The sequence below is a fragment of the Leptothoe spongobia TAU-MAC 1115 genome, from assembly GCF_018739885.1.
Classification (GTDB): domain Bacteria; phylum Cyanobacteriota; class Cyanobacteriia; order Phormidesmidales; family Phormidesmidaceae; genus Leptothoe; species Leptothoe spongobia.
The window spans coordinates 1-24,029 of the sequence record NZ_JADOES010000019.1; the positions used below are offsets into that span (position 1 = coordinate 1).

Consider the following 24,029-nt stretch of genomic DNA (forward strand, 5'->3'; position numbering starts at 1 on the left):
CCATTCGTATCACTTCATGTCTTTGCTATCTTGTCAATGCGTAAGTCCTAAAGACCATCCATTATTCTTCCTGACAACATTATTTGCCAATCTACCATTTATCCAAAAGTCATTGGGCACTTTTCATTTTCAATGTGATCAGCTGAAATCGTCATTACAGGGCTCATCTATTCATTGTGCTGAGGTTGGAGACGAGCTCTTGCAGCTTTACTTTAAGGCTTTGGTAGCACAGAATCTGTTGTCTGCTAGTTCTCCTGTTGTGGAGCACTTACCTATGGCTGTATAGATGAGAAAAGGGGGTGTCGAATTAACCTAACTCGACACCCCCTTCTAAAAAAATGTTCTTGTGTCGCTATGTCGCTGCGCGAACCTGAGCTTCATTCTTTAATTTATACGGAGTTTTCCTGGATAATATGCTGAGTATGAAAGCTATATTGCCTTGTTCAGTTAAATAAATGCAAAATTTGTATCTGCAGAAAGTCTCTATACTAAAGACTACGGAACCCTATGGTGTTTACCTTTTATGTCCCATCCTCTTCAAGTTTTAGTCACAGGTGCAACTGGACGGACCGGTTCTTTGGTAGCCCAAAAACTTCAAGCATTAACTGAATCATTTGTTGTTAGGGGTTTTGCTCGCTCCTCCCAAAAAGCTACAGAACTGTTTGGTTCAACTGAGAATTTCTTTTTTGGCAGCATCCTTGAGCCTGATAGCCTGACACCTGCCCTGGAAGGTTGTGATGCTTTGGTGATCCTGACCAGTGCTGCACCGCAGATGAAACCGCCCACTCAGCCGGGACAGCGTCCAGAGTTTACGTTTGCACCGGGTGAAATGCCTGAACAGATTGACTATCAGGGGCAGATTAATCAGATTGATGCGGCTAAACGAGCAGGGGTGAAGCAGATTGTGGTGGTGGGATCCATGGGCGGCACCGACGAGAAGCATTTTCTCAACACCATGGGTAATGGCAAGATTTTGGTCTGGAAACGCAAAGCGGAACAGTATTTGATTGACTCGGGTGTGGATTACACGATTATTCGAGCGGGTGGTTTGTTAGATCAACCAGGGGGCAAGCGAGAACTGGTTGTGAGTAAAGATGATGTCCTACTTGGCAATGCACCAGAGGGTGTCACGACTTCCATTCCTCGGGCTGATGTGGCTGAAGTAGCAGTACAGGCATTGCTAGAGTCTGCTGCTCGCAATAAAGCCTTTGATGTTGTTTCAAAGCCAGAGGCAACGAATCAAGCACCAGTAACAAATGATTTCAAGGCTCTATTTACTAAAACTCAACCGGGTTTGTAGGTAAACTCTATGGGGCTACACGTCATGGGCGAACACAATGGAGTAATAAATCAGTCCACTGAATACAGGCTCGGGCTTCTGTTCCAGTAGATTTGAGAAAAAACAGAGCCGAGATTCGTCTAGTGCTACTTCTGCCCAGTAAGCGCCCTAGACAATACGGTACAGATAAATCGGAGCAATAGGATGGATCAGGCTAAAAGAGAACGTTTGGAATCTAAAGGGTGGAAAATTGGAACAGTTTCAGACTTTCTAAAGTTAACACCCGAGGAGACTATTCTTGTTGAAATTAAGTTAGCACTCAGCCAAGGCTTGAAGGAGCGTCTTCAAAAGCTGATGACTCAAAGTACGCTTGCTTCTAAAATCAGCTCCAGCCAACCTCGGATTGCCAAAGCTGAAAATGGTGATGCTTCGGTCTCTATTGAATTATTGCTCCGGGCGATATTGGCAACCGGTGCAACACCGCAAGATATTGGAAAGATTATTGCTAGTGTGGGGTAAGCGGCTAAAGCTCTGAGTAATGCGTTAAGAAAGCATTTTACAATAGGCTAACAATTAGTATTACGGATGTGACGCCAATGGTCAATTATCCGTTCTAGTCGGTTCAATAGGTCATCATACGTAATGATGTCTACAAGGTTTTTGTACTTCCTACGAATTACCTCAAAATCAAGTAACTGCGTATTCGAAAGGTTATGACTTCGGCCAGCAATGACAATTCCGCTCGGATTAGTGATTTTGATTTTCATTCCTGTAGGAAGTTCGGCAGCATATCGCTGAGTGAGAGTACGTTCGCCATCAGAGCCCCATCTATTTAGAAAGAATATATATTTTTCAAGTTGCATAATGCTTCCCGACAACTCCCGCAGAGGAACATGGTTATCTCTATATGTACCAGGCGTTACGATTGCACTATCGGATGGTTTCTTTATTTCAATCAAGTCAATGGTCCCTGAAGCATCAACAAGCAAGAAGTCTACACGTCTTATAGTCTTTGAGAATGGATCGCGTATGGGAGGCTCTCGAAATACCCTTACATATTTGGGGTAGAGGAGTTGAAGAATATCAACAATTTCCTCTTGCCAGCGATTCTCAGAAGGGGTTTCTTCAGCATTAAGCATATCTTTCAGTTTGCAATATGTTGCCTCAAATTTATGCTGTTCAAACTCAGCGACATCAGGTAACAACAAGTCCACATGACGATCACCTCGAAGATTTCGTACTCTGTGGAATTTTTGCAAGTAGTCTTTTTTGGGGTTTAGATATTCACTTAATATACTAGAAATCCTTGCTTGTGCATATCTTGTAACTTCAGTTGAGGTTGGGAAATGAGATAGCAATTCTTCAAAGCCTTCTGTAGGAATAGCTGCATGATGTGACCCACCAACATATATGTCATCGGATGAGAGTTTGTCTATTCGGCCAAAAATTGAAATATCTCGCTCTGCAAGAAATATCTTTCGCGAGAACCTTAGATCTTTGTGCAGATATAGAGAGTTTTCGAGATTAAGTATTCGCTTTTTAACCTGGTAGTATTCACCGCGCAATTCCGCCAAGATAAACTCCACTGGCTCAAATTCTAAGTCAGGCTCCTCACTTTTAGCTGAGATGAGGTCCTCTGACTTGAATAGAAACCGTTTGGCAATTCGAACTTCTCCTGCAGACTGTAAATTTTTATATATCCACGATTCTCCCCTAAGGTTAGGAGTATACGAAAGAATTAGACGATTTTCACGCTTGATAAATTCCAATGGTTAATTCGTTAGTTAAATTAAAGATATAGCTATTGCGTATATAAAAATTTTCTGGATTATCTTTTCACTTCAGGAGCCATACAGATATTTTAGGTTAACGTTGCTTTTGAGACTTTGATATGGCTTGACGAAAGCCTGGTAACCGTTCTAAAGTTACCCAATGCTGCTAGTGCAGCTGTTCCACTAGAACCTAATAACTTGGCACCATCGGCAGGTGTGGCGACACCTAACCGATGGCTACCCACGGATTAACACGCAATCCACGGGATTGGGATATTATGCCCTACCCCCTGCGATTTGCAATACATCGTGGGGGCTAGGGAATTAGGTTCTGGCTTTCCTTAACCCTTCTGATGGAGAACCAGAACCATGTTTCAAGACCCAACTCAGGGCGCGATCGCGCCCACCCATTCACCTGCTCCGCTACCAGAACACAACTACGAATACGGACGACATATGCTATTTGGCACCCTGAGCTTTGTGCAGATCACCATTAAGCTACTGCACAAACTCAACTACGCTGAGCCCAACGACTGGAGCCGTCCGCTACCCACCGGACAGCCCAATGAAGTCATGGCAATTTTGACCAAGAAGGTAAGAATCGACTAAGGCTGAGGCGTACGGTTGTGCTGCTTGCAGGTGTGCGATCGCACACCTGCAGCAAACTAAAATATAGCAGCAGGGTATCAACTTAATGCGGGACGTTTTCTGGAAGATAGTCGTTGGTAGTTAGTCGTGAAACTTCAGTCAGGGACTAACTGCCAACCACGAACCACTAACTTCCTTACCTGATAAGAATTTCCCGTTTACGCGGATACCCTAGTAGGACACAATATGACAGCAGCAATTATTAAGTGCTTATGCAAAATTAATTGCAAACTCTTCTCCAAAACCTGCCAGTCCCACGCCCGGTTCAAACCCTAGGTGCAAGATATAAGCATCAACTTTTACTAGGCGCAATATCTAGCAGCATTAGTGAGCCCAGGCTCGCACTGGCCCTGACATGATCATTCCTTTCTACAAGTTCTTCTGGGGCGTCAGGGGCACAGGCAGAGATCAGCGAGAGATGCACTTTCCAGGCTGCGGCTTGGCGACGCAGCAGTAGGGTATAAAGCCTAAGGTAAGTATGCGGCAGCTGGACTAGCCCCTGATAGAGCTGTAGCTCATCTACAGCGAGTTGCATTTGTAGCTCTGGACTGATTGGTTGCGATCGCCATTCCACTAACCGAGGCGAGGGAGTCGATAGCTGCATCAGGTGAATGCTGGGTAGCCCTGTGAGCTGAATGAAGGCATTAACCCAGTTACTCAGGTCATGGTCGGCATTCGCCCGGGACATATAGCTCACCGTGAGCAGCTCTCCAGGCTGCGGTCCAGAATAAATATGCTCTTGCTCGATGGAGGTTTCATTCAGTTGGGGAGATAAGGACCAGTGACGGCAGACCGGCAAACGATACTTCAGTCTGGAGCAAGTGACGACTTTAGTCGGCCAGTCTTCCAGAGTGACAGACTGCATCCAGATGGGTCTAGTTTCAGGCTTGAGCATGGGTTTGGAGAGAGTTTATAATTTTAGCCTTGTGTTCTTATATCAAAATGCTTAACGATCTACTCTACAGGCTCCCAACCATTGGGTTCGAGTAGAGTTAGCTGCCCTTGCTCAACCGTTAAAAAGAGTCGAACGGTGGTTTTAGATTTGAGTGAGCGGTATTGCCCGGAGGGACCGGCCCAGCCAGTGGGACGTTGGCCAGATTGCCAATAGTAAACATCAATTTGGCTAGCTGGGGCTGGCAAAACGTCAGGTAGTGGAAAACTGATCAGTGGGGCAGTGTTGGGAGAAATCGCAGCCTTTTCAACCGTCTCGACAGTGACCACGGCATGATATTGGTGGTTACTACCTATATCGATTGGGACTTCTTCCGTAGATACCTGCTGGATGGCACCAGTCACCACAAAAAGAGAATTATCTCGTAACTCAGTATTCGCCTGGGGCGGTAGGGCGGCCTGGGCAGGTGCTGCCGTCAGCAAGACGATGCCGACTAGACTGACCAACATGGCGATCACTATGCCAATAATTAGGCCAATAACATTGGGTAGTGCCAGGGTTGCAAGCATCATTTAACTCCTAATCCGTGGGAATCTTCGCGCCGATGCTCAGACCGTCGAAATATTTCGTCACTTCGCTCAGCTCGATCCAAAAGACACCTGCATTTCTATTTGATTTTGTCTTAACAGGTACATTCCCATCATTATCAATATTTTGATAGTCATATTGATATTCGCGTCCATATGATCCCCAAGGATTGCGCAGCTGCATCAAACGATACTTGCCATCTTCTTTTCCGAGTGCCGGGGCGCTGATATCGTCACTAGTACAGGTTTGCAATACTGAGTAGGCATGTCTGCCTGCAAGGCCGCCTTTTTTCTGCTCGCCAGCAGCACCGTTAAAGCCTGATTGAGTAGCTTCTATGTATTTATGGGTGCTCATTGTAACGGGTTGTCCTGCCTTTAATGCCACCTGAATGTTGGTGAACAATCCTGTTTGAAACTCAGTATACTGACCTTTGCCAAGCTTACCTGGCAAATACTTGGCAAGTGCTTTGAGAACAACCTCTTTTTTCCCATTCTCTTCTTGTGAGCCTTGCTTAAAGGCCTTATCGACTTCTTCTAACGTTACCTGGACAGCAACGTCACCGCCCAGATTCTGACGTGTGCTCTCTTTTAAGAACAGCATTCCTTGAACGGCTGCAAACGTATTACCACTGGTGGAAAGACCATTTTTTTCAAATACTTCACCAATCTTGGCTAAGGTTTCGCCCGCTGGGTCATTGTCACTGCGCTGATTGAGTGAGGTATGTTCTGAAGCTTCACCTAAGAGTACTTCAAAGGCATGACTAGACAAGCCTCCAGCAATATCATCGTAGGATGGGCTTTGACTTTGATTATCCTCTTCTAAGGTGCCAGCAAAACCGCCTGCTACATAAGCTTTTTGCATCATCTTCACCCATAGTTGCCCCTGGTTATAAAGTTTTTGACCACTCTGACTCTGAGGAATTGATTTTTCGACTTTAATGTATTGGGGAGTGAATGTTTTTTCGCCATTGCCTCCTGACTGGACCTGGAACAAGCGCACAGCTACCGCGTCCTCTTGGTCACGCATAATCTTTTTGAAATACTGAGGTCGCGTAGTGGCAATACTCATCAGAGCTGCTTGGAAGTAGCAATCACCCAAATTTGTTTGTTTGACATCATTGGGGTCAGGATCGCGACCATCGGGGAACAGTTCAACATCGACTTTTTTGTATCTTTCAGATTCTGTTTTAATTTCAGTGAGATCCGTTTTCGCAACCCAGCAAATGTGCTGATTAAATCGTCCCTGCAGAAGTTTGACTGCCACATGGTTAGGGAAATTCTGTTGACCTTGAACGGGGTTAATGATGTGGACCTGGACATCTGCTTGAATCCCAAGATTCTCTCGCGTCATTGGGAAGAATGCTTGCGTTCCTCCAGGGACAAAATGTAGGGCTGATTGAGTTTCCTTGATCTTATGGTGGGCCTCATCCTGCTGCCTGAGTTTAGGATCGTCTTGCAAAGGTGCATCTTCAAACGCTTGTTCTGTTTGAATTTGAGTCTCGATTATCGTCAGCTGCTCCTGAATATGGTTGAGGAGCTCAACCACACTTTGCTTGAGCTCCTGCATGCTTGCCCGCTTGTTATTTCTTCTTTCTCGTTTCGTTTTATTACTAAAGAATGTATTTTCCTTCTCAGGATGAGCGGTTAGCCAGGTATCAATTGAACGACTAATTCCATCTAAATCGTCTATGCGTCTCCTAAATTTAGATTTTTTAACTTCATCAGGATTATCGAGATTCAAGGGTTCGTAGCTAAGGCTGTGGGTATTGTAACTGTCGACAGCGGTGACAATATTGTTAAATGCAGTTCCAGTACTGTTACCTGTAGGAGCTGTTAATGAATCATTTTCTGTCACCCGTTGAATAATGCCTGTTGCTAGGGGGCTGACCTGTTCTGGTTTGCGCTGAGGCTGCTGCTGAATTTGCTGAGTTGCGCCCTGTTGCAGTGTATGGGTGACTTCATGGGCAATCAGTTCCTGACCATTGCGACTGCTGGGGTTGTATTCTCCTTGTTTGAAGTAAATATCTGCCCCGGTGGTAAAGGCTTTGGCCTGAATAGACTGGCTCAGCTGATTTGCTTGACTGTCGGTGTGCACGCGCACGTTGCTCAAGTTAGCGCCCATGGCCGATTCCATCTGACTCTGCAACTGGGGCTGTAGGGGACTACCACCGCCTCGGGTGTGGTTGAGCTGCGATTCAAAATCACTGCTGGCTTCACCAGAGACAATGCCGCCTTGACGCTGGACGGGAACCTGTAGCAGAGGATCGGGTACAAGGCGAGTTGTGCTACTCAGTGGCGATCTCTGAATGGGATTGCCTGGCGGTGCAGAGGGGGGTGTAGGGACTGGTGTCAGGGGACCTGCATTAATGTGGTCTACGACCTGATGAGCCACGGCGTCGGCTTCTTTTTCTAGTGGATCGTTGGGCGTGCCAATCGTCACCTTGGGCTGAACAATATCGATATCAGCAAAGCTAAAGCTGAGCGACTGGGGAGTCTGTCCGTCTAACTGAGTGGGTTCGGTGGCTGGTTGCGACGCAAAGGGGCGAGTTTGTAGAGCGTTTTGCAATTGAGGCGCTGTGCCTTTTTGCGGATCTGGGAACCGATGGGAGGTTTTCATAGTTAGCTGCCTTTAGCCTGTACCTATCACCACGTCTGATTCTGAATTCTGATATGGATAGCTACGCTAGGATGCACAGCTCAACAGATCAACTAACTGCAGTTGATGATATTTCTGCCTGCGGTTAACGGATATTCGGTTGGAATTAGTGGCAGCTTTGTATAAGTTGCTGTGGTTTCGAATCGATCAGAAATCAATCAATCATTAGTCAGCGATACACTTGTTGGTCCACTACGCTAGAGGTTTATTCCGTAGTAGTTTCGAACATCCTGGCGTAGCAAAAATATCACCATTGGGATGCCAAAGAAAATGTATGCCGAGGGAATGTATAGAATAGTGATGATAAGCGCGATAATGTAAATCGCCTTATTGGGTTTATGCAGGATGCAGGCAAAAATAATTGTCGCCAGGCCTAGCAAAACGCAAAAAATCCCAAAACCATAGAAAAAGACAGCGGGTAGTTCCGCCTCCCTGAGTGCTGATTCAAACATGGGTAGAGCAAAGCAACCTGCGCCTAAGCCAAGGTATACCAATCCACTGAGGATCAGTGGAATACGCATCAGCGAAAAAGGGATATTGGGATTAGCCATGGCTTCTTTTAGCGATGTAGGTATATATCAAAAATCGGAATCATGCTCTATCTTAACTATCGCTAAAATTAGATAATTAGGAATGCCTTGGGGCCATTGCTTATGACACCCCTTACCTTGACCCTCAATCCCATTGTGCCGTTGACCCGCGAACAGTTTTATCAGCTGTGCCAGGTCAATCGCGATATCCGTATGGAGCGAAGCAATACAGGAGACTTAATTTTGATACCACCAACCGGATGGGGCACGGGCAAACGTAATGCGGACCTGACGACGGAACTCAATATTTGGAATCGTCAGACAAAGCTTGGCATCGTCTTTGACTCTTCTACAGGATTTTCATTGCCCAATGGCTCCGATCGTTCACCTGATGCCGCTTGGGTACAAAAAACACGCATCGAAGCCCTGGCCCCTGACCCAGCTAGGTTTTTACCCTTAGCCCCCGACTTTGTCATTGAACTGCGGTCAGCAACGGATAAACTAGTGCCGCTACAACACAAAATGGCAGAGTATCAGGACTGTGGTGTGCGTTTGGGTTGGCTGATTGATCCCCAGAATAAACAGGTAGAGATTTATCGTGGGGGACAATCACCAGAGTGTTTGAGTCATCCTAAACAGTTATCGGGTGAAGAGGTACTCCCTGGCTTTGTTCTGAAATTAGTGGATATTTGGGATTAATGGTTGAGAGTCATGGCAGAGCTATAGGAGCCACTCGCCAGGCAGAAGTCTGGGAGCTAAGTCTGAGGAGCAGCAACGCCCAGAAATTTATACCGCTTATACAATAAAGGAGTTCGTCAACTGGGCTTGGGGCTATGCCAGAGCAAACCCGTCAATCGTGGGATTTCGGTCGCTTTTTTGACACCCTCAATTACTTTGACGCCATCCCTATCATTAGTTCATTGCAAACCATGTTCTTTGGTTCACCGCCACCGCCGCCACCTCAGCTCCAGGCCAATATTATCTTTGACTTTCGTCAGCCTACGGAGCAAATGCGTGAACTGTGGGGTGCCCTTGATGATGTGGTCATGGGCGGCGTTAGCCAGAGTGGAGCCCAGCTGCAGTCAGAAGGATTAGCCTTTACTGGCTATGTGTCCACAGCAAATTCTGGTGGCTTTGCCTCAGTGCGTACTCGAAATTTTGAGCCGCCCTTAGACCTGAGTGCCTATAGCGGTATCGAGCTACGGGTAAAGGGTGACGGACAACGCTATAAATTCTTTTTACGTGACGGAGCAGGCTGGGATACTGTGGCCTACGCCTATTCTTTTGATACGGCTAATGGTGGTTGGGTAACCGTGAGGATTCCATTTGCTGATATGAAAGCTGTGCAGAGAGCAAGAGTCGTACAGCGGAGTCCCATCAACACAGGACGGATCTACTCGCTACAGATCATGCTGAGCAAGTTTGAGTATGATCGTCAACTGAATCCGCATTTTCAGGCGGGTCCGTTTCAGCTACTGGTGGAGTCGGTGAAGGTTTATTAGCTGGGTTCGCCTATGCTCATCTTTTCGATAATGCTCTGGGTGAACGGAGTTGAACCCAGCGACAGATCGTCTCAACTACTCACCAATAACACCACAGGCAAGACGAGGGCCGCCACCGCCAAGGGCGGCAGGCTCATCGGAGAAGTTATCTCCATGCATATGAATCATTAATGAACGATTTTTTAGGAAACTGGCATCTAGTCGAGGTGCTAAGACAGGTGTGGTTGCTGTGCCGTCTGTTGCCACAAAGAGAGGGGGTAAGTCTCCTAGGTGACCAGAACCGTAGGGACCTTCATGGCTACCGGTTTCAAAGGGATCAAAATGCCCCCCCGCAGCTAACCCAGCAACGGGTTCGCCTTGCTTGAATCCAGGGCCACAGGCAGGATTTGTATGGATATGAAACCCATGCATCCCTGGGGACAGGTTGATAAGATTTGGGGTGAGAACTAAGCCATAACGAGTATCTTTAAGGGTGACAGTGCCGATGGCCGGGCCCAGACCTCGCTGGTCGGTTAGATTAACATCAACGCTAACGATATGGTCATTAGCATAGGCTGGTGCAAAAGCGATAACAACGATGAGTGCTGCCAGAGCAATGATGAGGGGTTTTAAGCGCTTAACCATACTAAGAGTTTGTATTTAGAGGGTGCTTGTGAACTGATTGTCAGATTAATTGTTAAGAATTAATCAACAATAAGAATTAACCAATAGTTAGCTGGGAGTCAGCTATCCCTCTCTACATAGATAATTGCTACAGTCAGACCCGCTTCAGGGGAAGATTGTTAAACTTTCTACGAACTATCTTTAAAGTCTCGAAGTATTTTGCTTAGGAAATGCTGAGGATGATTTAGGAGACAAAATCCTGGCGAATAACCCCCGATATCGAAGGGCATCCACAAGGGGATGCCCCTACAGAATTATCCATTTTGAATCGAGGTTATCGAGGGTGAGGAATTCGGATTTGGTATTACTTGCCTGCTTAGTTTGTAGTATCTCCCTTCCGAGCATAGAGAATCCCGACAATGAGCAATAAGGCTCCAAGCGCTCCAGACCAGCTAATAGGCTCTTTAAAAGCAAAAATCCCTAATAAAGCGGCGGTCAGCGGTTCTAGTAAAACAGCAATGCCTGCTACAGTAGCCGGTGTATGGCGAATGCCGAGCATATAAATGCTATAGGCGATGCCACAGGTGATCAGGCCAAGGTAAAGCGAAAAGGGTAGAGCCTTGAGCCAAATGTCTAAGGTGGGGTGGATTACTAGGGTGGGAGTGAGTACGAGCGCAGCGGCAGTGAAGCTATAGGTTGCGATCGCAATAGCATCCATTCGAACCACCAGCGATTTTGCCAGAACTGCATACCCTGAATAGGAGAAAGCGGCTCCAAACGCTAAGGCTACCCCAAGGAGAAATTGACTGCCATCGATTTGTAACGCCTCAGGTTGAGCAATTAACAGAACTGTCCCCGTAACCCCCAGGGTTAGAGCGATACATAAACCGCGAGTCAGTTTCTCTCCCAGAAATGCAATAGCTAGCAAAGCGATGATCAACGGTGACGAACAAACCGAAACCATTGCTGTCATGGCCACCCCGACATAGGGCACTGCTGCAAAGTAAAACACTTGATACCCTGCCATACATAGACCCATGGCGATTAAGGGTAAACGACAGACTTTAGGCGGCCAATAGATCGAGGTTCTCTGAAGTTGTCGACGAGTATTCTGCCTGTGCCACAGCCAAAAGATAGGCAGACCAAAGACGATACGCCATAGGCTTACGATTAATGGAGAAACGGTTACCTGCTGGGAGATCAGGACTGAGATGGTCCCGGTGGTGCCCCACGTAATGGCAGCAAGGCATATAAGAAGTAGACCCATGTGATGGCTTCAACTTACCAAATTAAGGTTAGGTTTAATACAAAGCCTGGTAAAACCTCTTCATCGGAAAGAGATTGTGGATTATCTAAAATTTCAGGTGACTGATTAGGGCGATAAATTTCAACCTGTCGCTGTTTACGATGCAGCAGCCATCCTAAACGAGCACCGTTGTCTCGGTATTCTTCCATTTTCTGACGCGTGCGTTCTAGCGAATCACTGGGAGACATCAGCTCCACAACAAAATCTGGGCAGAGAGGCACAAATTTTTCCCGTTGTGCTGGTGTTAAAGCATCCCAACGCGAACGTTTTACCCAAGCTGCATCGGGTGAACGATCGGCTCCATTGGGTAGCTTGAATCCAGTGGAGGAATCAAATACTTCACCCAGGTTTGTACGCGTATTCCAAAGATCGAGCTGGGTGGTGAGCTTCACATTCCGTCTACCAGTTTCACCCCCCGTCGGTGCCATGATGATTAATTCTCCAGATGCTGTCCGCTCAAATTTCAGCTCATGGTTTTTCTGGCAGAGCTGCAAAAACTGCTCGTCGGTTAAATCTAGATCCAATACCAGTGGGGCCAGCAATGCTGTCATTAATCCTCCCAACATTCACTAGAGATATCCATAGTATAAGCAAACAGACATTGGCTTGAATTTTCGTGCTCTTGCTTTATTGCTGCTTAGAGAGTAAAGATTCAGTTTCCATGCTGCTTACTTATAACTTCTTTGCGTCAGTTCAACGTTATCAAAGACCAAAGGCTCCTGATGTAACTCAGGGGGCTGTTCATCACCGTTGTAGGCCCAGGCAGCCGCATAGGCATAGTCGTTGTCGTTGCGTTTGGCCTCACCATCATTAGTCTGGTATTCCTCTCGGAAGTGGCAGCCACAGGATTCTTCTCGGTTGAGGGCATCACGAGCCATGAGTTCGCCAAGTTCTAAGAAGTCGGCCAGACGCCCCGCATATTCTAAATTCTTGTTGAGGGTATTGGCTTGGCCAGGAACGCGCAGATTTTGCCAGAATTCTGCACGGAGAGATTGGATTTGGCTGATGACAGAATGGAGGCTGTTGCGATCGCGACTCATGCCCACATGGTCCCACACCAGCTGCCCCAGCTCCCGGTGGAACTGCATCACGGTTTTATCACCTTGAATGCTCAGCAGTTTTTGCGTTTTACTGCGGACGGAGGCCTCGGCTTCGGCAAAGGCTGCATGGCTAGTATCTACTGGTGGCAAGGGATTGCCAGCCAGATAGTCGCCCAGGGTATAGGGAATCACAAAGTAGCCGTCTGCCAGTCCTTGCATAAGCGCACTGGCTCCCAGGCGATTGGCTCCATGATCAGAGAAGTTAGCTTCACCCAAGACAAACAATCCTGGAACCGTACTCATGAGGTGATAGTCCACCCACAGGCCACCCATGGTGTAATGTACCGCTGGGTAAATGCGCATAGGGACTTCATAGGGGTTTTCATCCGTGATGCGTTGGTACATCTGAAAGAGATTGCCGTAACGGTTTGCGATCGCTTCGCGACCATCTCGCACCATGGCATCCCGAAAGTCTAGATACACAGCCAGCCCCGTTGCACCCACACCACGACCTTGATCTGTCATTTGCTTGGCATTCCGTGAGGCCACATCCCGAGGCACTAGATTACCAAAGCTGGGATAGCGTTTTTCTAAATAATAGTCTCTCTCCTCTTCAGGAATGTCATTGGGGGGACGAGGGTCTCCCGGCTTGAGTGGGACCCAAACGCGACCATCATTACGTAAACTCTCACTCATCAGGGTGAGTTTTGACTGATAGTCTCCTGATACTGGAATGCAAGTAGGATGAATCTGCGTATAACAAGGATTGGCAAAGTAGGCCCCCCGCTTATAGCAACGCCATGCGGCTGTCACATTGGAGTTTCGGCCATTGGTAGATAAGTAAAACACATTGCCATACCCGCCAGTACACAGCAGCACTGCGTCCCCCTGGTGACGCTCTAACGCTCCCGTGATCAAGTTACGAGTAATAATCCCTCTAGCATGGCCATTGATCACCACCAGATCGAGCATTTCTCGCCGTGTAAAAATCTCAATCTGGTCTGCCATTTTCATCATGGCGCTGTAGGCTCCGAGCAGGAGCTGTTGCCCCGTTTGACCACGGGCATAGAACGTTCGCGATACCTGAGCACCACCAAAGGATCGATTAGCTAACAGACCTCCATATTCCCTGGCAAAGGGTACTCCCTGGGCCACACAGTGGTCGATAATATGGTTGCTAATCTGTGCTAAACGATACACATTGGCCTCGCGGGAGCGATAGTCTCCCCCTTTAATGGTGTCGTAAAACAACCGCCAGATACTATCCCCATCATTGGGATAGTTTTTGGTCGCGTTGATACCTCCCTGGGCCGCAATGCTATGGGCTCGCCGAGGAGAATCTTGAATGCAAAAGCTTTTGACGTGATAACCCAATTCTGCCAGTGTTGCTGACGCTGACGCTCCGGCCAGACCCGTTCCAACAATAATAATCGTGTGTTTCCGCTTGTTATTAGGATTGACAAGCTGACAGTGGTCCTTAAAATTATTCCACTTGTCTTTTAATGAACCGTGAGGAATCCGAGGGTCTAGAGACATGGGGAAAAGACTGTAGGTTGCGGTTAAAGGATAAAACCCAACAGGGGTTAGACAGGGTAAAGGGCACAAAACTCACGTCACCAACCCAAAATAAATACCTAAAGGTAAGGCAACAAAACCAAGTGCAATACTGATGGCTAAGACCAAGCTAGCTACATACATAGCTGGTCGTACCGTTGTATCTAAAGCTCCTAAGGATTGAAACGCACTCCAGATCCCATGGCGAAGATGGCTGGCTAACATCACTAGAACCCCGGTATAGCTAAAGGCATACAAAGGCTGTTGAAATTTTTCGATTACTAACCGGGCTAGATCCCGCACGTCCGAACCAGGCACGGTATAGCGTGTCCCAAACTTAAAGGTGAGTAGGTGCCAGACCAAAAAACAGCCCAGCACTAGCCCGGTCACAATCATGGTGCGAGAACTGAGGGTTTGATAGCTTGGGTTTCCGGCTGATGCATAGGTGGCATACCCTTGGGGACGAGCTTGCAAACGCCCTAGGAAAATCTGCACCCCCATCAGGATATGAAAAACAACAAAGCCTAGCAGAATTAGCTCAATCAGCCACAACAATGGTCCTAGCTGCTCCAGGGTGTGGCCATATTGGTTATACCCATCGGCACTCACTAGCAAAATCAGATTGCCTGCCATATGGATAATGACGAATGTGACTAGGGCTAGGCCACTGATACCCGTGATCAGCTTTTTGCCAATGGCGGATTGGTGGAGAGTAAGTAGCCGGTTTAATCCAGCGGAGGACGTTGAGGTCATGGGCTTGGGCACTGGGAATATCTATAGTTTGACGGTACGCTTCCCGTGTTTGGAAGAATCTCATGAAAAATATAGATGATGAAACGGATGGCGGCATCATGACCGTGGGATAGATACCTCACTGCCCTGCCAATATCTAAAACATTATTGCTAACCAGTGTCGGTGTTCCCATAGCTGTTTACCATAGTTACTCCGTTAACTTAGTTGAGTGACAGTGGCTCCATGGACTACAACACCCTAGTTTCAGGACTGGCAGGACTGGACTACACCCTAGTTTCAGAACTGGCAGGAACTGCTGTAAGTGCAGCAGCTTTGGTGGGTGCCGTGATGGCTGGTCGCCAGGGCAAACAGAAGGCCCTGCAAGCGACTGAGCTGGCTACCTTGGAGTCGGCTAAAACTAAACTGACGCAGCAGGTGACCCAGGCCAAGGCGCAAACTCAGACTCTGACTGAGGCGATGGCTCTGGCCAAGGATGCGGTCATGGGGCTGGAGCAGCAGGTGAGTGAGCTCAAGGCTGAGCGCGATCGCATTTCTAAAACATCCACTCAAACTAAGGCCAAAGTTAGCCAGTTGGAAGGGCAAGTCACCGATCTGACCAAGGAGAAGCACACCCTAGAGCAGACCTTGAAACAGGAATGCGAGGTGACTAGTCAGCTCCGCGATCGCACTAGTAAATTAGACGACTCCCTAAAATCGGCTCAGCAGCGTTTAACCGAGTTGACCAGGGTTGAGCAGCAGTTAAAGCAGCTACAGAAGACGGCCCAAGCTCGTCAGACTGAGTCTGATCTGCAGTTAGAAAAGCTACGGACTCAAAACGCCACCCTCCAAAAACAATTCAATGGGGCGAAGTCTGAAAAAAGTGACTTAGCCCAAACCGTTTTGACGTTAGAACAATCAAAGCAGCAATTAGAACAATCCCTCAAAGCGGCTCAACAAAGTGACACTGAGGCTCAAAACACCATTACCCAGTTGACTCAGCAATTGGATCAGCTGCAGTCAACCGCTCAGACAGAAACCGCCCAGGCTCAGACAACCATTACTCAACTGACTCAGCAGTTAGACCAGGCTAATGCCACAGCCGAAATAGACGCGGCCCAGGCCCAGACAACCATTGCTCAACTAACGCAGCAACTAGAACAACAGCATGCTCAGCAAGCGGACCTAGCCCAAACCATTGAGCAACAGCAAGCAGAGATTGCCCAGCGTGAACAAGTCCAGGCTGAAAGCGTAAACCAAGAACGAGAACAACTGCAGCGAGAAATAGAAACGAGTCAGACCCAGCTCACCCAAGCTCAAACCCAGATTGCGACCCTGGAGACAGAACTCACCCAAGTACAGCAAGCTTTGGCAGACGCCCAGCTCTCCTTTGACCAAGAGACCGCATTACGCACCCAAACTGAAACAGACGCCACCCAACTCCAGACAACCATAGCTCAACTAACTCAGCAATTGGACCAGGCCAACGCAACGGCTGAGTCAAATGCCACCCAGGCCCAAACAACCATAGCTGAGCTAACCCAGCAACTAGAACAACAGCGTGACCAGCGAGACGTCCTAGCTCAAACGGTTAAGCAACAGCAAGCAGAAGCCGCCCAGCGTGAACAAATCCAGGCTGAAAGCTTAGGCCAAGAACGAGGACAGCTGCAGCGAGAAATAGAAACAAGTCAGATCCAGCTCACCCAGGCTCAAGCCCAGATTGCGACCCTGGAGACAGAACTCACCCAATTACAGCAATCTTTGGCAGACGCTCAGGCCTCGTTTGACCAAGAGACCGCATTACGTGCCCAGACTGAGACAGACGCCACCCAGGCCCAGACAACGATTAATCAACTGACTGAGCAGTTGGAACAGGTCAACGCAACGACCAAGACAGAAGCCACCCAACTCCAGACAACGATTAATCAACTGACTGAGCAGTTGGAGCAGGCTAACGTAACGGCCAAGACAGAAGCCACTCAACTCCAGACAACCATCGCTCAGCTAACCCAGCAGCTAGAACAACAGCGTGACCAGCATGATGCCCTAGCCCAGACGGTGAAGCAACAGCAAACAGAAGTTGCCCAACGTGAACAAGCTCAGACTGAAAGCCTAGACCAGGAACGACAACAGCTGCAGCGAGAAATAGACGCGAGTCAGACCCAGCTGACCCAGGCCCAGGCCCAGGTTGCTACCCTGGAGTCAGAACTAGCTCAGGTTCAGCAATCGTTAGTAGAGGCTCAGGTCTCGTTTGATCGAGAGACCACATTACGCACTCAGCTAGAAGAAATCACCCAGGCCCACCAACAGTTAGTGCAACAAACGGCTCAACAAACGCCCCAATTAAATCGGCAGGTGGAAGAGTTGACATCCATTAACTCCCAACTGACTCAACAGTTACAATCTGCCCAGGATAATATGGCAGCCCAGACTGATCAGATAAAAGCCATGGTCAAAGAGCAAGCGGCCATGAAAGAAGCTTTAGATATTAGCCAAACTGTGATTGCATCACTCCAAAAACAGTCCCCGCCAGCGCCAGCCTCTACGTCTAAAGAAGTCGTTGTCGAAGAGGGGGCACCAGCCAATAAGCAGCTTAATTCCCCAACAGCTTCCCTAGAAGCGTCCCCAGAGGCAAATGCGGAGGCAAATGCTACATCCGACGGGATAGCGGGTAAAAGCTTTGTGATCACCGGGACTCTAAAAGATCTCTCATCTGAACAGGTGACTCAGCTGATTACAAATGCAGGTGGGCGTATCAACAAAATGCCAAGTGGAAAAACCGATTACATTGTCGTTGGTAGAAATCCTGGTAGTAAGCTCAAAAAGGCTGAAAAGTACAATACGCCCCAACTTAACGAAGCTCAGTTGTTGGAGTTGCTACAGCCACCTAGCTAGCAATCTAAAAAATACCGTCAAAAATCACCCCGGCATTTTGAAATACCAGGGTGATTGCAGACTGAGAAATAACTATCACATTACTGGCTAATGTCGAGCGCTGTGATCGCTATAACGACCAGTCATGTCAGGTTATTCTTGAATGGTTACTGACATGATTTTATCGCCGCCGCTAATGGCATTGACAACATCCATATCTGTGGTTTTACCAAAGACTGTATGGACTCCATCTAGGTGGGGCTGAGGCGCATGGCAAATAAAGAACTGGCTACCGCCTGTATCACGTCCAGCATGGGCCATGGATAGGCTACCGGCTTCGTGCTTATTGGGGTTAATCTCACACTTGATTTTGTAACCGGGGCCACCAGTACCAGTGCCGTTTGGACAGCCACCTTGGATCATGAAGTTAGGGATGACGCGGTGGAAGTTGAGTCCGTCATAAAATCCATCCTTGGAAAGCTTGACGAAATTAGCAACCGTGTTGGGAGCATCATTGTCAAAGAATTCGATATTGATGGTTCCCTTTTCGGTTTCCATGATTGCTTTAGTCATGCAGGCATCCTCATATAGCAGAGCGGGTAAAAAAGACCATGACGTTGCTGATCCCTTGGTCAACAACGGCAAGACCCTTGCCTATGATGGCAGCAAGGGTAGTTTGGCTCAAGCGAGAGGCTTTAGCGACGACGCTTTTTTTTAGTTGTTTTAGCTTTTTGAGCTGGTTTCTTGGCACCTTTAAACCGGCTGAGGGCAGCACTGGCAGCGGCCACAATCCGATTATCAGTATCTCTAAGTGCTTGTCGCAGAAAAGGGATTGCTTTAATCGAGCCTGATTCTTGCAGGGCTGTCACGGCAGCTAGGCGCACGTCAGCATTGTTGTCTTTGGTGAGTTTGCCAAGCTGAGGAACGGCGCAAACGGCCTCTTTACGATTCATGGCGGCGGCCTGGCCTAGAGCCGTTGCTGTCTGAGTTAGTTCTAAATCACGAGCGGTGTGAGCAGATTTAGAGACAGGCGTTACAGTCGTTGGGGGGGCAGATGCTGGTGTGGCCCCATGCTGGGATGTCACCGTTAATGGTTCAGATGTGGCTTTAGGGAGATTGCTGGCCTCTGTCCAAGGATCAGGAATCGGTGTGAAGCTGCTGCCGGTGGTTGGCTGGGGGGGATCTGTAGCCTTGACAGACGGGGTAGGGGTATCTGCAATATCTTCTATAGGTGCTGCTGCTGTATCCGCGTCTTCAGTGCTTTCCTGACTTTCTTGACTATTAATGCTGATTAAGGCTGCAATGCGGGCTTCGTATTCAGCCTCTAATTCGGTGAGTTGTTCCTCATGGTTATCCTGGTAAAGCTCAATTTTATTGGCCAGCTGCTGTTCATAGTCAGCTTCCATTTTGGTCAGGGTTGCATTGAGGTCTTGGGCATGATCTTCCTGTAAGCGATTCAATCGGTTTAGGGATTGCTGGAGGGCATTGTCTTGACGGCGAATAATACGCTGCATTAGAAAGGCCGTTACACCAGAGCCAATTCCTAATCCAATTAGTACGCCTATCCCTGCTTGTGTTGCCATAGCGGCGTTCCCTCAATTAACTCATTTCCAAGATCAGGTGGATTATCCCCTATGATGGCAAAGTTTGACATCCGGGATGGATCCGAGATGGATATCTGTGAATGTATTACACCTCATTACACTATGTCAGCAGAATTATTTAATATGCTCTGCTTCAAATAATTTGCATTACCGTGTAAGTACCACTGATTTTATGAGGGAGATTAGTATCGTTGACTGAGGCACTTAAGTTAGACACATCAGGGACTGTAGATGTAAACCCATCAGAATATGATGAGATCGAAGCTAAGACAGACGAAAAGGCATTAGCCTTTGCCATGGCCATTGCCCATGCGGCTGATGATCGCAAGGCTGAGGACATTGCCATTCTTCAGGTGGGTGATGCTTCCTATCTCGCCGACTATTTTGTGATTGCGACTGGATTTACCAACGTTCAGGTTCGAGCTATTGCCCGCTCCATCGAATCCACTATCGAAACCGACCATGGTCGCTCTCCCCTACGTACAGAGGGTGCTGATGAAGGTAAATGGGTGATCTATGACTACGGTGATGTGATTGCTCACATTTTTCAACCCCGTGAACGCGAATATTACGACCTCGAAGCATTCTGGGGCCATGTCAAGCGCATTGAGTTTATTCCGACTCCCCCTGCTGGCTTGGGGCAATAGTGCGATTGAGAAATGGTGCTCAAGCGTATAACGCTCAAGAGCATAGTGCTAAAGAATTCTGTCCTATGATGTAATTATTCATATGTAATCATTGGCTATGAAACGCTCTGCGCCTCGCTGTCCTGTTCCTGCTGAGCAGCTGCCTATTCGAGAATATGAAGAGATGCGAGAGTCTTGGTTTTACAGTTGGGGGGCTCGGGATCTACGGGGTTATGCTCTACCAGTGGTAGTCGTTTGGGGATTGAGCTGGTTAATATCGGGTCCCATTGCAGCTGTCAGCTTTTCGCCTACTCATTTTCTTAATAAGTTTTTAATGAGTGCGGCTTTGGGGGCCTTAGTGATTCCTCTACTAACGCTACTACAGCTCTACGTGGGCTGGTCCCATGTGGGGAATCGGTTACAGATTAGGGATCTGCCTTATGAGGAGTCCGGTTGGTACGATGGCCAAATATGGACAAAACCTGATGATATCTTTAAGCGCGATCGCATAATTGTTGATTACCAGATCAAGCCAATTTTGCTGCGCTTAAGAAAGACCTTTGGCATTATGTTGGGTTGCCTATTGTTTGGTATTGCCAGTTTGTCAGTATTTTGAACATTCTCATCAACCGAGTGATGCTCATGGAAATGGGTCAGCATTGGCATGGTTCGGATTATGAAGATGCCAACGTTGAGTCAACAGTATAATAATTTATTTGCCGATATTGCCTACTAGGCAATGTTTCTAGCTGTTTCAATCAAAATCTATGCCTAGGCCAAGCCGTATCTCCACTGCTCCACTAGTGGTTCAATTGCTGAGAGAAGGGATTGTTGAGTCTGTACACCAGGTCCATGCAGCAGTGGCTGATAGTCGTGGGCGAGTCTTGTCAGTGGCAGGTGACGCCGATAATGCCAGTTTTATTCGCTCCTCACTCAAGCCATTTCAGGCAATGGCCGTGACGGCTACGGGCGCTTTAGATGCCTTTAATCTCAGCGATAAGGATCTGGCCATTATTTGCGGCTCTCACCAAGGGCTGACTGCCCAAGCGCGGCAGGTGTTTGGGATCTTATGGCGGGCTGATTTAGAACCTACCTCTCTTCAATGCCCTGTGCCTGCTGATAAAAACAGTCCCCTGGAGCATAACTGTTCAGGTAAGCATGCAGGCATGTTGGCCGTTTGTAAGCAGCAGGGATGGGAAATTAATAGCTATCTGCAGCGCAACCACCCCTTACAAAAGCTAATTCTCAAGAGTTTTTCGGGGTTATTGGGCATGCCATCCGATGAGTTTATCTGTGCCCATGATGACTGTGGTGCCCCTACATACTTTATGCAACTACGTCAGATGTCGACACTGTATGCCAAGCTAGCGTCGGGTGAAAATCTGGAGATGGAGCGAGTAGTGCGGGCCATGACTCATCATCCAGAGATGGTTTCTGGACCTGGTGGTTTTGATACTGAGCTAATGCGTCTGACCAACGGTGAAATCTTGAGCAAGTCTGGGGCAGAAGGGATTCAATGTATCAGTCGGGTGGGTGAAGGTTTAGGCGTGGCTCTCAAAGTCGTTGATGGGGCCAAGCGAGCAAAATATGCAGCCGCTCTCCATATTTTGCGACAGCTGGGATGGCTTTCCCCTGATCATGCTGATACGTTGGCCGAAACCTATTTGAATCTGAGCGACTATAAACGCTTGGATATGGTGGGTGAGATTGCGCTGTCCTAAAGAATTTCCGGGGATCCATCATTCTGCTGAAAAAAGGTATTGCGGTTTACACACCACCTCGCTATATTAGTAAAGCGCTCAACGCGGGGTAGAGCAGTCTGGTAGCTCGTCGGGCTCATAACCCGAAGGTCGTTGGTTCAAATCCGGCCCCCGCCACCAATAAAAAAATAAGGACTTAAGCAAATGCTTAAGTCCTTATTTTTTGAGAAAAAGTTCAAGCTCAGTCACTGGTGCATATCCCAGGGCACCCACAAGGGGATGCCCCTAGCAATTTTTACAGAATCCATTCACCCATAATCCCGAAATGTTAACTTAAGTAAAGTGATTGCTTTGCTGGTCTTTGTTATGACGCTTGTGTTGGTTCGTCGTTTTGTTGGCCGTCTGATTTTGCCAGTTCTGTTGGCCTTTGGCTTGCTCGTGGGGCCATCAGCACCAGCCCATGCCCTGGGTGGTGAGCAAGTGCCTTTGGGGGAGCCTGCTCCTAATTTCACCTTGCCCACCAATGTTGGTGATGGAGAGATCTCCCTATCGGATTATTTAGGACAGTGGGTTGTTCTGTATTTTTACCCCAAGGACTTTACCCCTGGTTGTACTCTAGAAGCGCAACGTTTTCAGCGGGATTTACCAGAGTTTATGGAGCGCAATGCTCAAGTGATTGGGGTGAGTGCTGACGATGTGGATAGTCACGCTGAGTTTTGTGACTCTGAAGGTCTAAAGTTTCCACTGTTGGCTGATGCTGATGGTGCGGTCAGTCGTGCTTACGGTTCTTGGATGAAACCCATGTCCATGCGTCATACCTATTTGGTTGATCCTAACGGTACGATGCAGGAACGTTTTCTCGGTGTTCGTCCGGCGATCCATAGCCAAGAGGTTTTAACCCGTTTGGATGAATTGCAACAGGCTTAGCTTTTGACCGATTTTTCGTAGAGACGTTCCATGGAACGTCTCTACGAGGACGGCAATTAAAATATGGCCTTCAGGTATTCGCGGCGCATGGTTGCGATCGCATCAATCGAAATCCCCTTGGGACAGACAGCCTGACACTCACCGTGATTAGAACAATCGCCAAATCCCTCAGCAGACATCTGCTCTGTCATCCTAAGGACTCGCTGCTGACCTTCGGGCTGACCTTGGGGGAGTAAAGCTAGGTGAGCGATCTTAGCAGCAGTGAATAGGGACGCTGATGCATTGGGGCAAGCGGCGACACAGGCTCCACAGCCAATACAGGTGGCATAATCAAAGGCCGCTTGAGCATGAGCAGGGGCCACTGGCGTACTGTTCGCTTCTGGAGCTGATCCCGTTTTAACCGAGATAAATCCTCCAGCTGCCAGAATCCGATCAAAGGCACCACGATCTACCACCAAGTCTTTCACAATGGGAAATGCTTCAGCTCGCCACGGTTCAATGACGATCGTATCGCCATCCTGAAAGTGTCTCATGTATAGCTGACAGGTAGCAGTCTGCTGCTGTGGCCCGTGGGCATGGCCATTGATCATCAGATTACAGGAGCCACAGATACCTTCCCTACAATCGTGATCAAACTCGATTGGCGTTTGCCCTGATAGTGTGAGCTGCTCATTTAAAAAGTCCAGCGTTTCTAAAAAGGACATATCGGAGGATACACCAGATAGCGTGTAGTTCTCCAGCTTTCCCTGCCGTTCTGGAGCATTTTGCCGCCAAACATTAAACGTTAGCTGCATTTTCTTCTTTTTCCTGCCTACCGTTTAATGGTACGGTGCGTTGCCCTTGAGTGCCACCAGGCCCTGACCATCAAAACCTTACGTTAAGCTTAAGTTTTAGTCGACTACTGCCAGATTAATGAATGGCTTGAGTGGAAAGTTGTTATCAGGAGATCTTTTAGCCATTAACGTGTCAAATTAATGGTGCATATGCTCATGCATGATTAGAGTGTTCGCCATTTAGCCTAAATTTTACTGCCTAAATGTAGGGCTCTTGTCTCAAAACATGTTTTGTAAGCTGTTGCCCATGGTTTCGAGTTTCCGTATTTGTGCTGCAACGTCCGCAAATTTTCAGAAGAGCCTGTACTGAATTAAAACAATTTTTCTTGTAATCTCCTTATTGTCACTGGCGTCTTTTGTTACCAG

Annotated in this window: 26 protein-coding genes and 1 tRNA gene; 14 read left to right on the forward strand and 13 right to left on the reverse strand. The window is 47.8% G+C overall.

The window, feature by feature from the left end; translation table 11 throughout:
• The 3 genes from IXB50_RS11045 to IXB50_RS11055 all read left to right on the forward strand — a co-directional run.
• Positions 1-286, forward strand: a 286-nt coding sequence (locus tag IXB50_RS11045; RefSeq protein ID WP_215609026.1) for a hypothetical protein, incomplete at its 5' end; no start/stop codon positions are given.
• 237 nt (positions 287-523) lie between these two features.
• Entirely contained in the window at positions 524-1,300 is a 777-nt protein-coding gene (locus IXB50_RS11050) for an SDR family oxidoreductase (protein ID WP_215609027.1), read from the forward strand.
• Between the two features lie 183 nt (positions 1,301-1,483).
• Positions 1,484-1,798, forward strand: a complete 315-nt coding sequence (locus IXB50_RS11055; RefSeq protein ID WP_215609028.1) for a helix-turn-helix domain-containing protein — start codon at positions 1,484-1,486, stop codon at positions 1,796-1,798.
• 47 nt (positions 1,799-1,845) lie between these two features.
• Here the strand turns inward: IXB50_RS11055 and IXB50_RS11060 are convergent, their stop codons facing one another.
• Positions 1,846-3,048 (reverse strand): Shedu immune nuclease family protein, encoded by a 1,203-nt coding sequence (locus IXB50_RS11060; protein WP_215609029.1) that lies wholly within the window; start codon positions 3,046-3,048, stop codon positions 1,846-1,848.
• A gap of 117 nt (positions 3,049-3,165) precedes the next feature.
• Here IXB50_RS11060 and IXB50_RS11065 point away from each other — a divergent pair, with 117 nt between their 5' ends.
• Together IXB50_RS11065 and IXB50_RS11070 are read left to right on the forward strand one after the other, a co-directional pair.
• Entirely contained in the window at positions 3,166-3,303 is a 138-nt protein-coding gene (locus tag IXB50_RS11065; RefSeq protein ID WP_215609030.1) for a hypothetical protein, read from the forward strand.
• A 117-nt stretch (positions 3,304-3,420) separates the two neighbouring features.
• On the forward strand, positions 3,421-3,660 hold the full coding sequence (locus IXB50_RS11070; protein ID WP_215609031.1) for a hypothetical protein: 240 nt from the start codon (positions 3,421-3,423) through the stop codon (positions 3,658-3,660).
• A 331-nt stretch (positions 3,661-3,991) separates the two neighbouring features.
• Here the strand turns inward: IXB50_RS11070 and IXB50_RS11075 are convergent, their stop codons facing one another.
• From IXB50_RS11075 to IXB50_RS11090, 4 genes are all read right to left on the reverse strand, one after another.
• On the reverse strand, positions 3,992-4,594 hold the full coding sequence (locus IXB50_RS11075; RefSeq protein ID WP_215609032.1) for a hypothetical protein: 603 nt from the start codon (positions 4,592-4,594) through the stop codon (positions 3,992-3,994).
• Positions 4,595-4,653: 59 nt separating this feature from the next.
• A complete protein-coding gene (locus IXB50_RS11080; RefSeq protein ID WP_215609033.1) occupies positions 4,654-5,163 on the reverse strand; it encodes a hypothetical protein in 510 nt (169 codons plus the stop codon).
• A 7-nt stretch (positions 5,164-5,170) separates the two neighbouring features.
• Positions 5,171-7,795, reverse strand: coding sequence for an eCIS core domain-containing protein (locus IXB50_RS11085; RefSeq protein ID WP_215609034.1), 2,625 nt, complete (start codon positions 7,793-7,795; stop codon positions 5,171-5,173).
• Between the two features lie 236 nt (positions 7,796-8,031).
• Positions 8,032-8,385, reverse strand: coding sequence for a hypothetical protein (locus IXB50_RS11090; protein ID WP_215609035.1), 354 nt, complete (start codon positions 8,383-8,385; stop codon positions 8,032-8,034).
• Between the two features lie 102 nt (positions 8,386-8,487).
• On the opposite strand from IXB50_RS11090, the gene IXB50_RS11095 reads away from it, so the two are divergent.
• A complete protein-coding gene (locus tag IXB50_RS11095; RefSeq protein WP_215609036.1) occupies positions 8,488-9,063 on the forward strand; it encodes a Uma2 family endonuclease in 576 nt (191 codons plus the stop codon).
• 134 nt (positions 9,064-9,197) lie between these two features.
• Positions 9,198-9,866 (forward strand): CIA30 family protein, encoded by a 669-nt coding sequence (locus IXB50_RS11100; protein ID WP_215609037.1) that lies wholly within the window; start codon positions 9,198-9,200, stop codon positions 9,864-9,866.
• A 75-nt stretch (positions 9,867-9,941) separates the two neighbouring features.
• Here IXB50_RS11100 and sodC read toward each other — a convergent pair whose 3' ends face one another.
• The 5 genes from sodC to IXB50_RS11125 all read right to left on the reverse strand — a co-directional run bounded on the left by sodC (position 9,942) and on the right by IXB50_RS11125 (position 15,122).
• Positions 9,942-10,490: a superoxide dismutase family protein gene (gene sodC, locus IXB50_RS11105; RefSeq protein WP_215609038.1), complete on the reverse strand. Its 549-nt coding sequence runs from the start codon at positions 10,488-10,490 to the stop codon at positions 9,942-9,944.
• A gap of 355 nt (positions 10,491-10,845) precedes the next feature.
• Positions 10,846-11,736 carry a DMT family transporter gene (locus IXB50_RS11110; protein ID WP_215609039.1) on the reverse strand — a complete coding sequence of 297 codons (891 nt, stop codon included), beginning with the start codon at positions 11,734-11,736 and terminating at the stop codon, positions 10,846-10,848.
• A 14-nt stretch (positions 11,737-11,750) separates the two neighbouring features.
• Positions 11,751-12,326 carry a Uma2 family endonuclease gene (locus IXB50_RS11115; RefSeq protein ID WP_215609040.1) on the reverse strand — a complete coding sequence of 192 codons (576 nt, stop codon included), beginning with the start codon at positions 12,324-12,326 and terminating at the stop codon, positions 11,751-11,753.
• A gap of 117 nt (positions 12,327-12,443) precedes the next feature.
• A complete protein-coding gene (locus IXB50_RS11120; RefSeq protein WP_215609041.1) occupies positions 12,444-14,351 on the reverse strand; it encodes a fumarate reductase/succinate dehydrogenase flavoprotein subunit in 1,908 nt (635 codons plus the stop codon).
• Positions 14,352-14,423: 72 nt separating this feature from the next.
• Positions 14,424-15,122 (reverse strand): succinate dehydrogenase cytochrome b subunit, encoded by a 699-nt coding sequence (locus tag IXB50_RS11125; RefSeq protein WP_215609042.1) that lies wholly within the window; start codon positions 15,120-15,122, stop codon positions 14,424-14,426.
• A gap of 223 nt (positions 15,123-15,345) precedes the next feature.
• Here IXB50_RS11125 and IXB50_RS11130 point away from each other — a divergent pair, with 223 nt between their 5' ends.
• Positions 15,346-17,994, forward strand: coding sequence for a BRCT domain-containing protein (locus IXB50_RS11130; RefSeq protein ID WP_215609043.1), 2,649 nt, complete (start codon positions 15,346-15,348; stop codon positions 17,992-17,994).
• A 132-nt stretch (positions 17,995-18,126) separates the two neighbouring features.
• Here IXB50_RS11130 and IXB50_RS11135 read toward each other — a convergent pair whose 3' ends face one another.
• Entirely contained in the window at positions 18,127-18,546 is a 420-nt protein-coding gene (locus IXB50_RS11135) for a peptidylprolyl isomerase (RefSeq protein WP_215609044.1), read from the reverse strand.
• Here IXB50_RS11135 and IXB50_RS11140 point away from each other — a divergent pair.
• The gene (locus IXB50_RS11140) at positions 18,545-18,691 is read left to right on the forward strand and encodes a hypothetical protein (RefSeq protein WP_215609045.1); all 147 of its coding nucleotides are present in this window, start codon (positions 18,545-18,547) and stop codon (positions 18,689-18,691) included. The two genes, IXB50_RS11135 and IXB50_RS11140, sit on opposite strands and share 2 nt — an antisense overlap.
• Here IXB50_RS11140 and IXB50_RS11145 read toward each other — a convergent pair.
• The gene (locus tag IXB50_RS11145) at positions 18,669-19,556 is read right to left on the reverse strand and encodes a HEAT repeat domain-containing protein (protein WP_215609046.1); all 888 of its coding nucleotides are present in this window, start codon (positions 19,554-19,556) and stop codon (positions 18,669-18,671) included. The two genes, IXB50_RS11140 and IXB50_RS11145, sit on opposite strands and share 23 nt — an antisense overlap.
• A gap of 212 nt (positions 19,557-19,768) precedes the next feature.
• Here IXB50_RS11145 and rsfS point away from each other — a divergent pair, with 212 nt between their 5' ends.
• The 5 genes from rsfS to IXB50_RS11170 all read left to right on the forward strand — a co-directional run bounded on the left by rsfS (position 19,769) and on the right by IXB50_RS11170 (position 22,830).
• Complete coding sequence (rsfS, locus tag IXB50_RS11150) at positions 19,769-20,224, forward strand: ribosome silencing factor (RefSeq protein ID WP_246564409.1); 456 nt, start codon at positions 19,769-19,771, stop codon at positions 20,222-20,224.
• 97 nt (positions 20,225-20,321) lie between these two features.
• Positions 20,322-20,819 carry a CGLD27 family protein gene (locus tag IXB50_RS11155; RefSeq protein ID WP_215609047.1) on the forward strand — a complete coding sequence of 166 codons (498 nt, stop codon included), beginning with the start codon at positions 20,322-20,324 and terminating at the stop codon, positions 20,817-20,819.
• A 151-nt stretch (positions 20,820-20,970) separates the two neighbouring features.
• On the forward strand, positions 20,971-21,924 hold the full coding sequence (locus IXB50_RS11160; RefSeq protein WP_215609048.1) for an asparaginase: 954 nt from the start codon (positions 20,971-20,973) through the stop codon (positions 21,922-21,924).
• A gap of 82 nt (positions 21,925-22,006) precedes the next feature.
• Positions 22,007-22,083 (forward strand) — tRNA-Met (locus IXB50_RS11165).
• Positions 22,084-22,269: 186 nt separating this feature from the next.
• The gene (locus IXB50_RS11170; RefSeq protein WP_215609049.1) at positions 22,270-22,830 is read left to right on the forward strand and encodes a peroxiredoxin; all 561 of its coding nucleotides are present in this window, start codon (positions 22,270-22,272) and stop codon (positions 22,828-22,830) included.
• 56 nt (positions 22,831-22,886) lie between these two features.
• Here IXB50_RS11170 and IXB50_RS11175 read toward each other — a convergent pair whose 3' ends face one another.
• Positions 22,887-23,624 carry a succinate dehydrogenase/fumarate reductase iron-sulfur subunit gene (locus tag IXB50_RS11175; RefSeq protein ID WP_215609050.1) on the reverse strand — a complete coding sequence of 246 codons (738 nt, stop codon included), beginning with the start codon at positions 23,622-23,624 and terminating at the stop codon, positions 22,887-22,889.
• Between the last annotated feature and the right edge of the window lie 405 nt (positions 23,625-24,029).

Excerpts from the sequence above, each read along its gene's own strand:
- IXB50_RS11140 (WP_215609045.1), top strand. The coding sequence starts at position 18,545 with ATGCAGGCATCCTCATATAGCAGAGCGGGTAAAAAAGACCATGACGTT.
- IXB50_RS11055 (WP_215609028.1), top strand. The coding sequence starts at position 1,484 with ATGGATCAGGCTAAAAGAGAACGTTTGGAATCTAAAGGGTGGAAAATT.
- IXB50_RS11080 (WP_215609033.1), bottom strand. The coding sequence starts at position 5,163 with ATGATGCTTGCAACCCTGGCACTACCCAATGTTATTGGCCTAATTATT.
- IXB50_RS11090 (WP_215609035.1), bottom strand. The coding sequence starts at position 8,385 with ATGGCTAATCCCAATATCCCTTTTTCGCTGATGCGTATTCCACTGATC.
- IXB50_RS11110 (WP_215609039.1), bottom strand. The coding sequence starts at position 11,736 with ATGGGTCTACTTCTTATATGCCTTGCTGCCATTACGTGGGGCACCACC.
- IXB50_RS11050 (WP_215609027.1), top strand. The coding sequence starts at position 524 with ATGTCCCATCCTCTTCAAGTTTTAGTCACAGGTGCAACTGGACGGACC.
- IXB50_RS11085 (WP_215609034.1), bottom strand. The coding sequence starts at position 7,795 with ATGAAAACCTCCCATCGGTTCCCAGATCCGCAAAAAGGCACAGCGCCT.
- sodC (WP_215609038.1), bottom strand. The coding sequence starts at position 10,490 with ATGGTTAAGCGCTTAAAACCCCTCATCATTGCTCTGGCAGCACTCATC.
- IXB50_RS11095 (WP_215609036.1), top strand. The coding sequence starts at position 8,488 with ATGACACCCCTTACCTTGACCCTCAATCCCATTGTGCCGTTGACCCGC.
- IXB50_RS11130 (WP_215609043.1), top strand. The coding sequence starts at position 15,346 with ATGGACTACAACACCCTAGTTTCAGGACTGGCAGGACTGGACTACACC.
- IXB50_RS11160 (WP_215609048.1), top strand. The coding sequence starts at position 20,971 with ATGCCTAGGCCAAGCCGTATCTCCACTGCTCCACTAGTGGTTCAATTG.
- IXB50_RS11120 (WP_215609041.1), bottom strand. The coding sequence starts at position 14,351 with ATGTCTCTAGACCCTCGGATTCCTCACGGTTCATTAAAAGACAAGTGG.
- IXB50_RS11070 (WP_215609031.1), top strand. The coding sequence starts at position 3,421 with ATGTTTCAAGACCCAACTCAGGGCGCGATCGCGCCCACCCATTCACCT.
- IXB50_RS11145 (WP_215609046.1), bottom strand. The coding sequence starts at position 19,556 with ATGGCAACACAAGCAGGGATAGGCGTACTAATTGGATTAGGAATTGGC.
- IXB50_RS11115 (WP_215609040.1), bottom strand. The coding sequence starts at position 12,326 with ATGACAGCATTGCTGGCCCCACTGGTATTGGATCTAGATTTAACCGAC.
- IXB50_RS11155 (WP_215609047.1), top strand. The coding sequence starts at position 20,322 with ATGAAACGCTCTGCGCCTCGCTGTCCTGTTCCTGCTGAGCAGCTGCCT.
- IXB50_RS11175 (WP_215609050.1), bottom strand. The coding sequence starts at position 23,624 with ATGCAGCTAACGTTTAATGTTTGGCGGCAAAATGCTCCAGAACGGCAG.
- IXB50_RS11075 (WP_215609032.1), bottom strand. The coding sequence starts at position 4,594 with ATGCTCAAGCCTGAAACTAGACCCATCTGGATGCAGTCTGTCACTCTG.
- IXB50_RS11170 (WP_215609049.1), top strand. The coding sequence starts at position 22,270 with ATGACGCTTGTGTTGGTTCGTCGTTTTGTTGGCCGTCTGATTTTGCCA.
- IXB50_RS11125 (WP_215609042.1), bottom strand. The coding sequence starts at position 15,122 with ATGACCTCAACGTCCTCCGCTGGATTAAACCGGCTACTTACTCTCCAC.
- IXB50_RS11135 (WP_215609044.1), bottom strand. The coding sequence starts at position 18,546 with ATGACTAAAGCAATCATGGAAACCGAAAAGGGAACCATCAATATCGAA.
- IXB50_RS11100 (WP_215609037.1), top strand. The coding sequence starts at position 9,198 with ATGCCAGAGCAAACCCGTCAATCGTGGGATTTCGGTCGCTTTTTTGAC.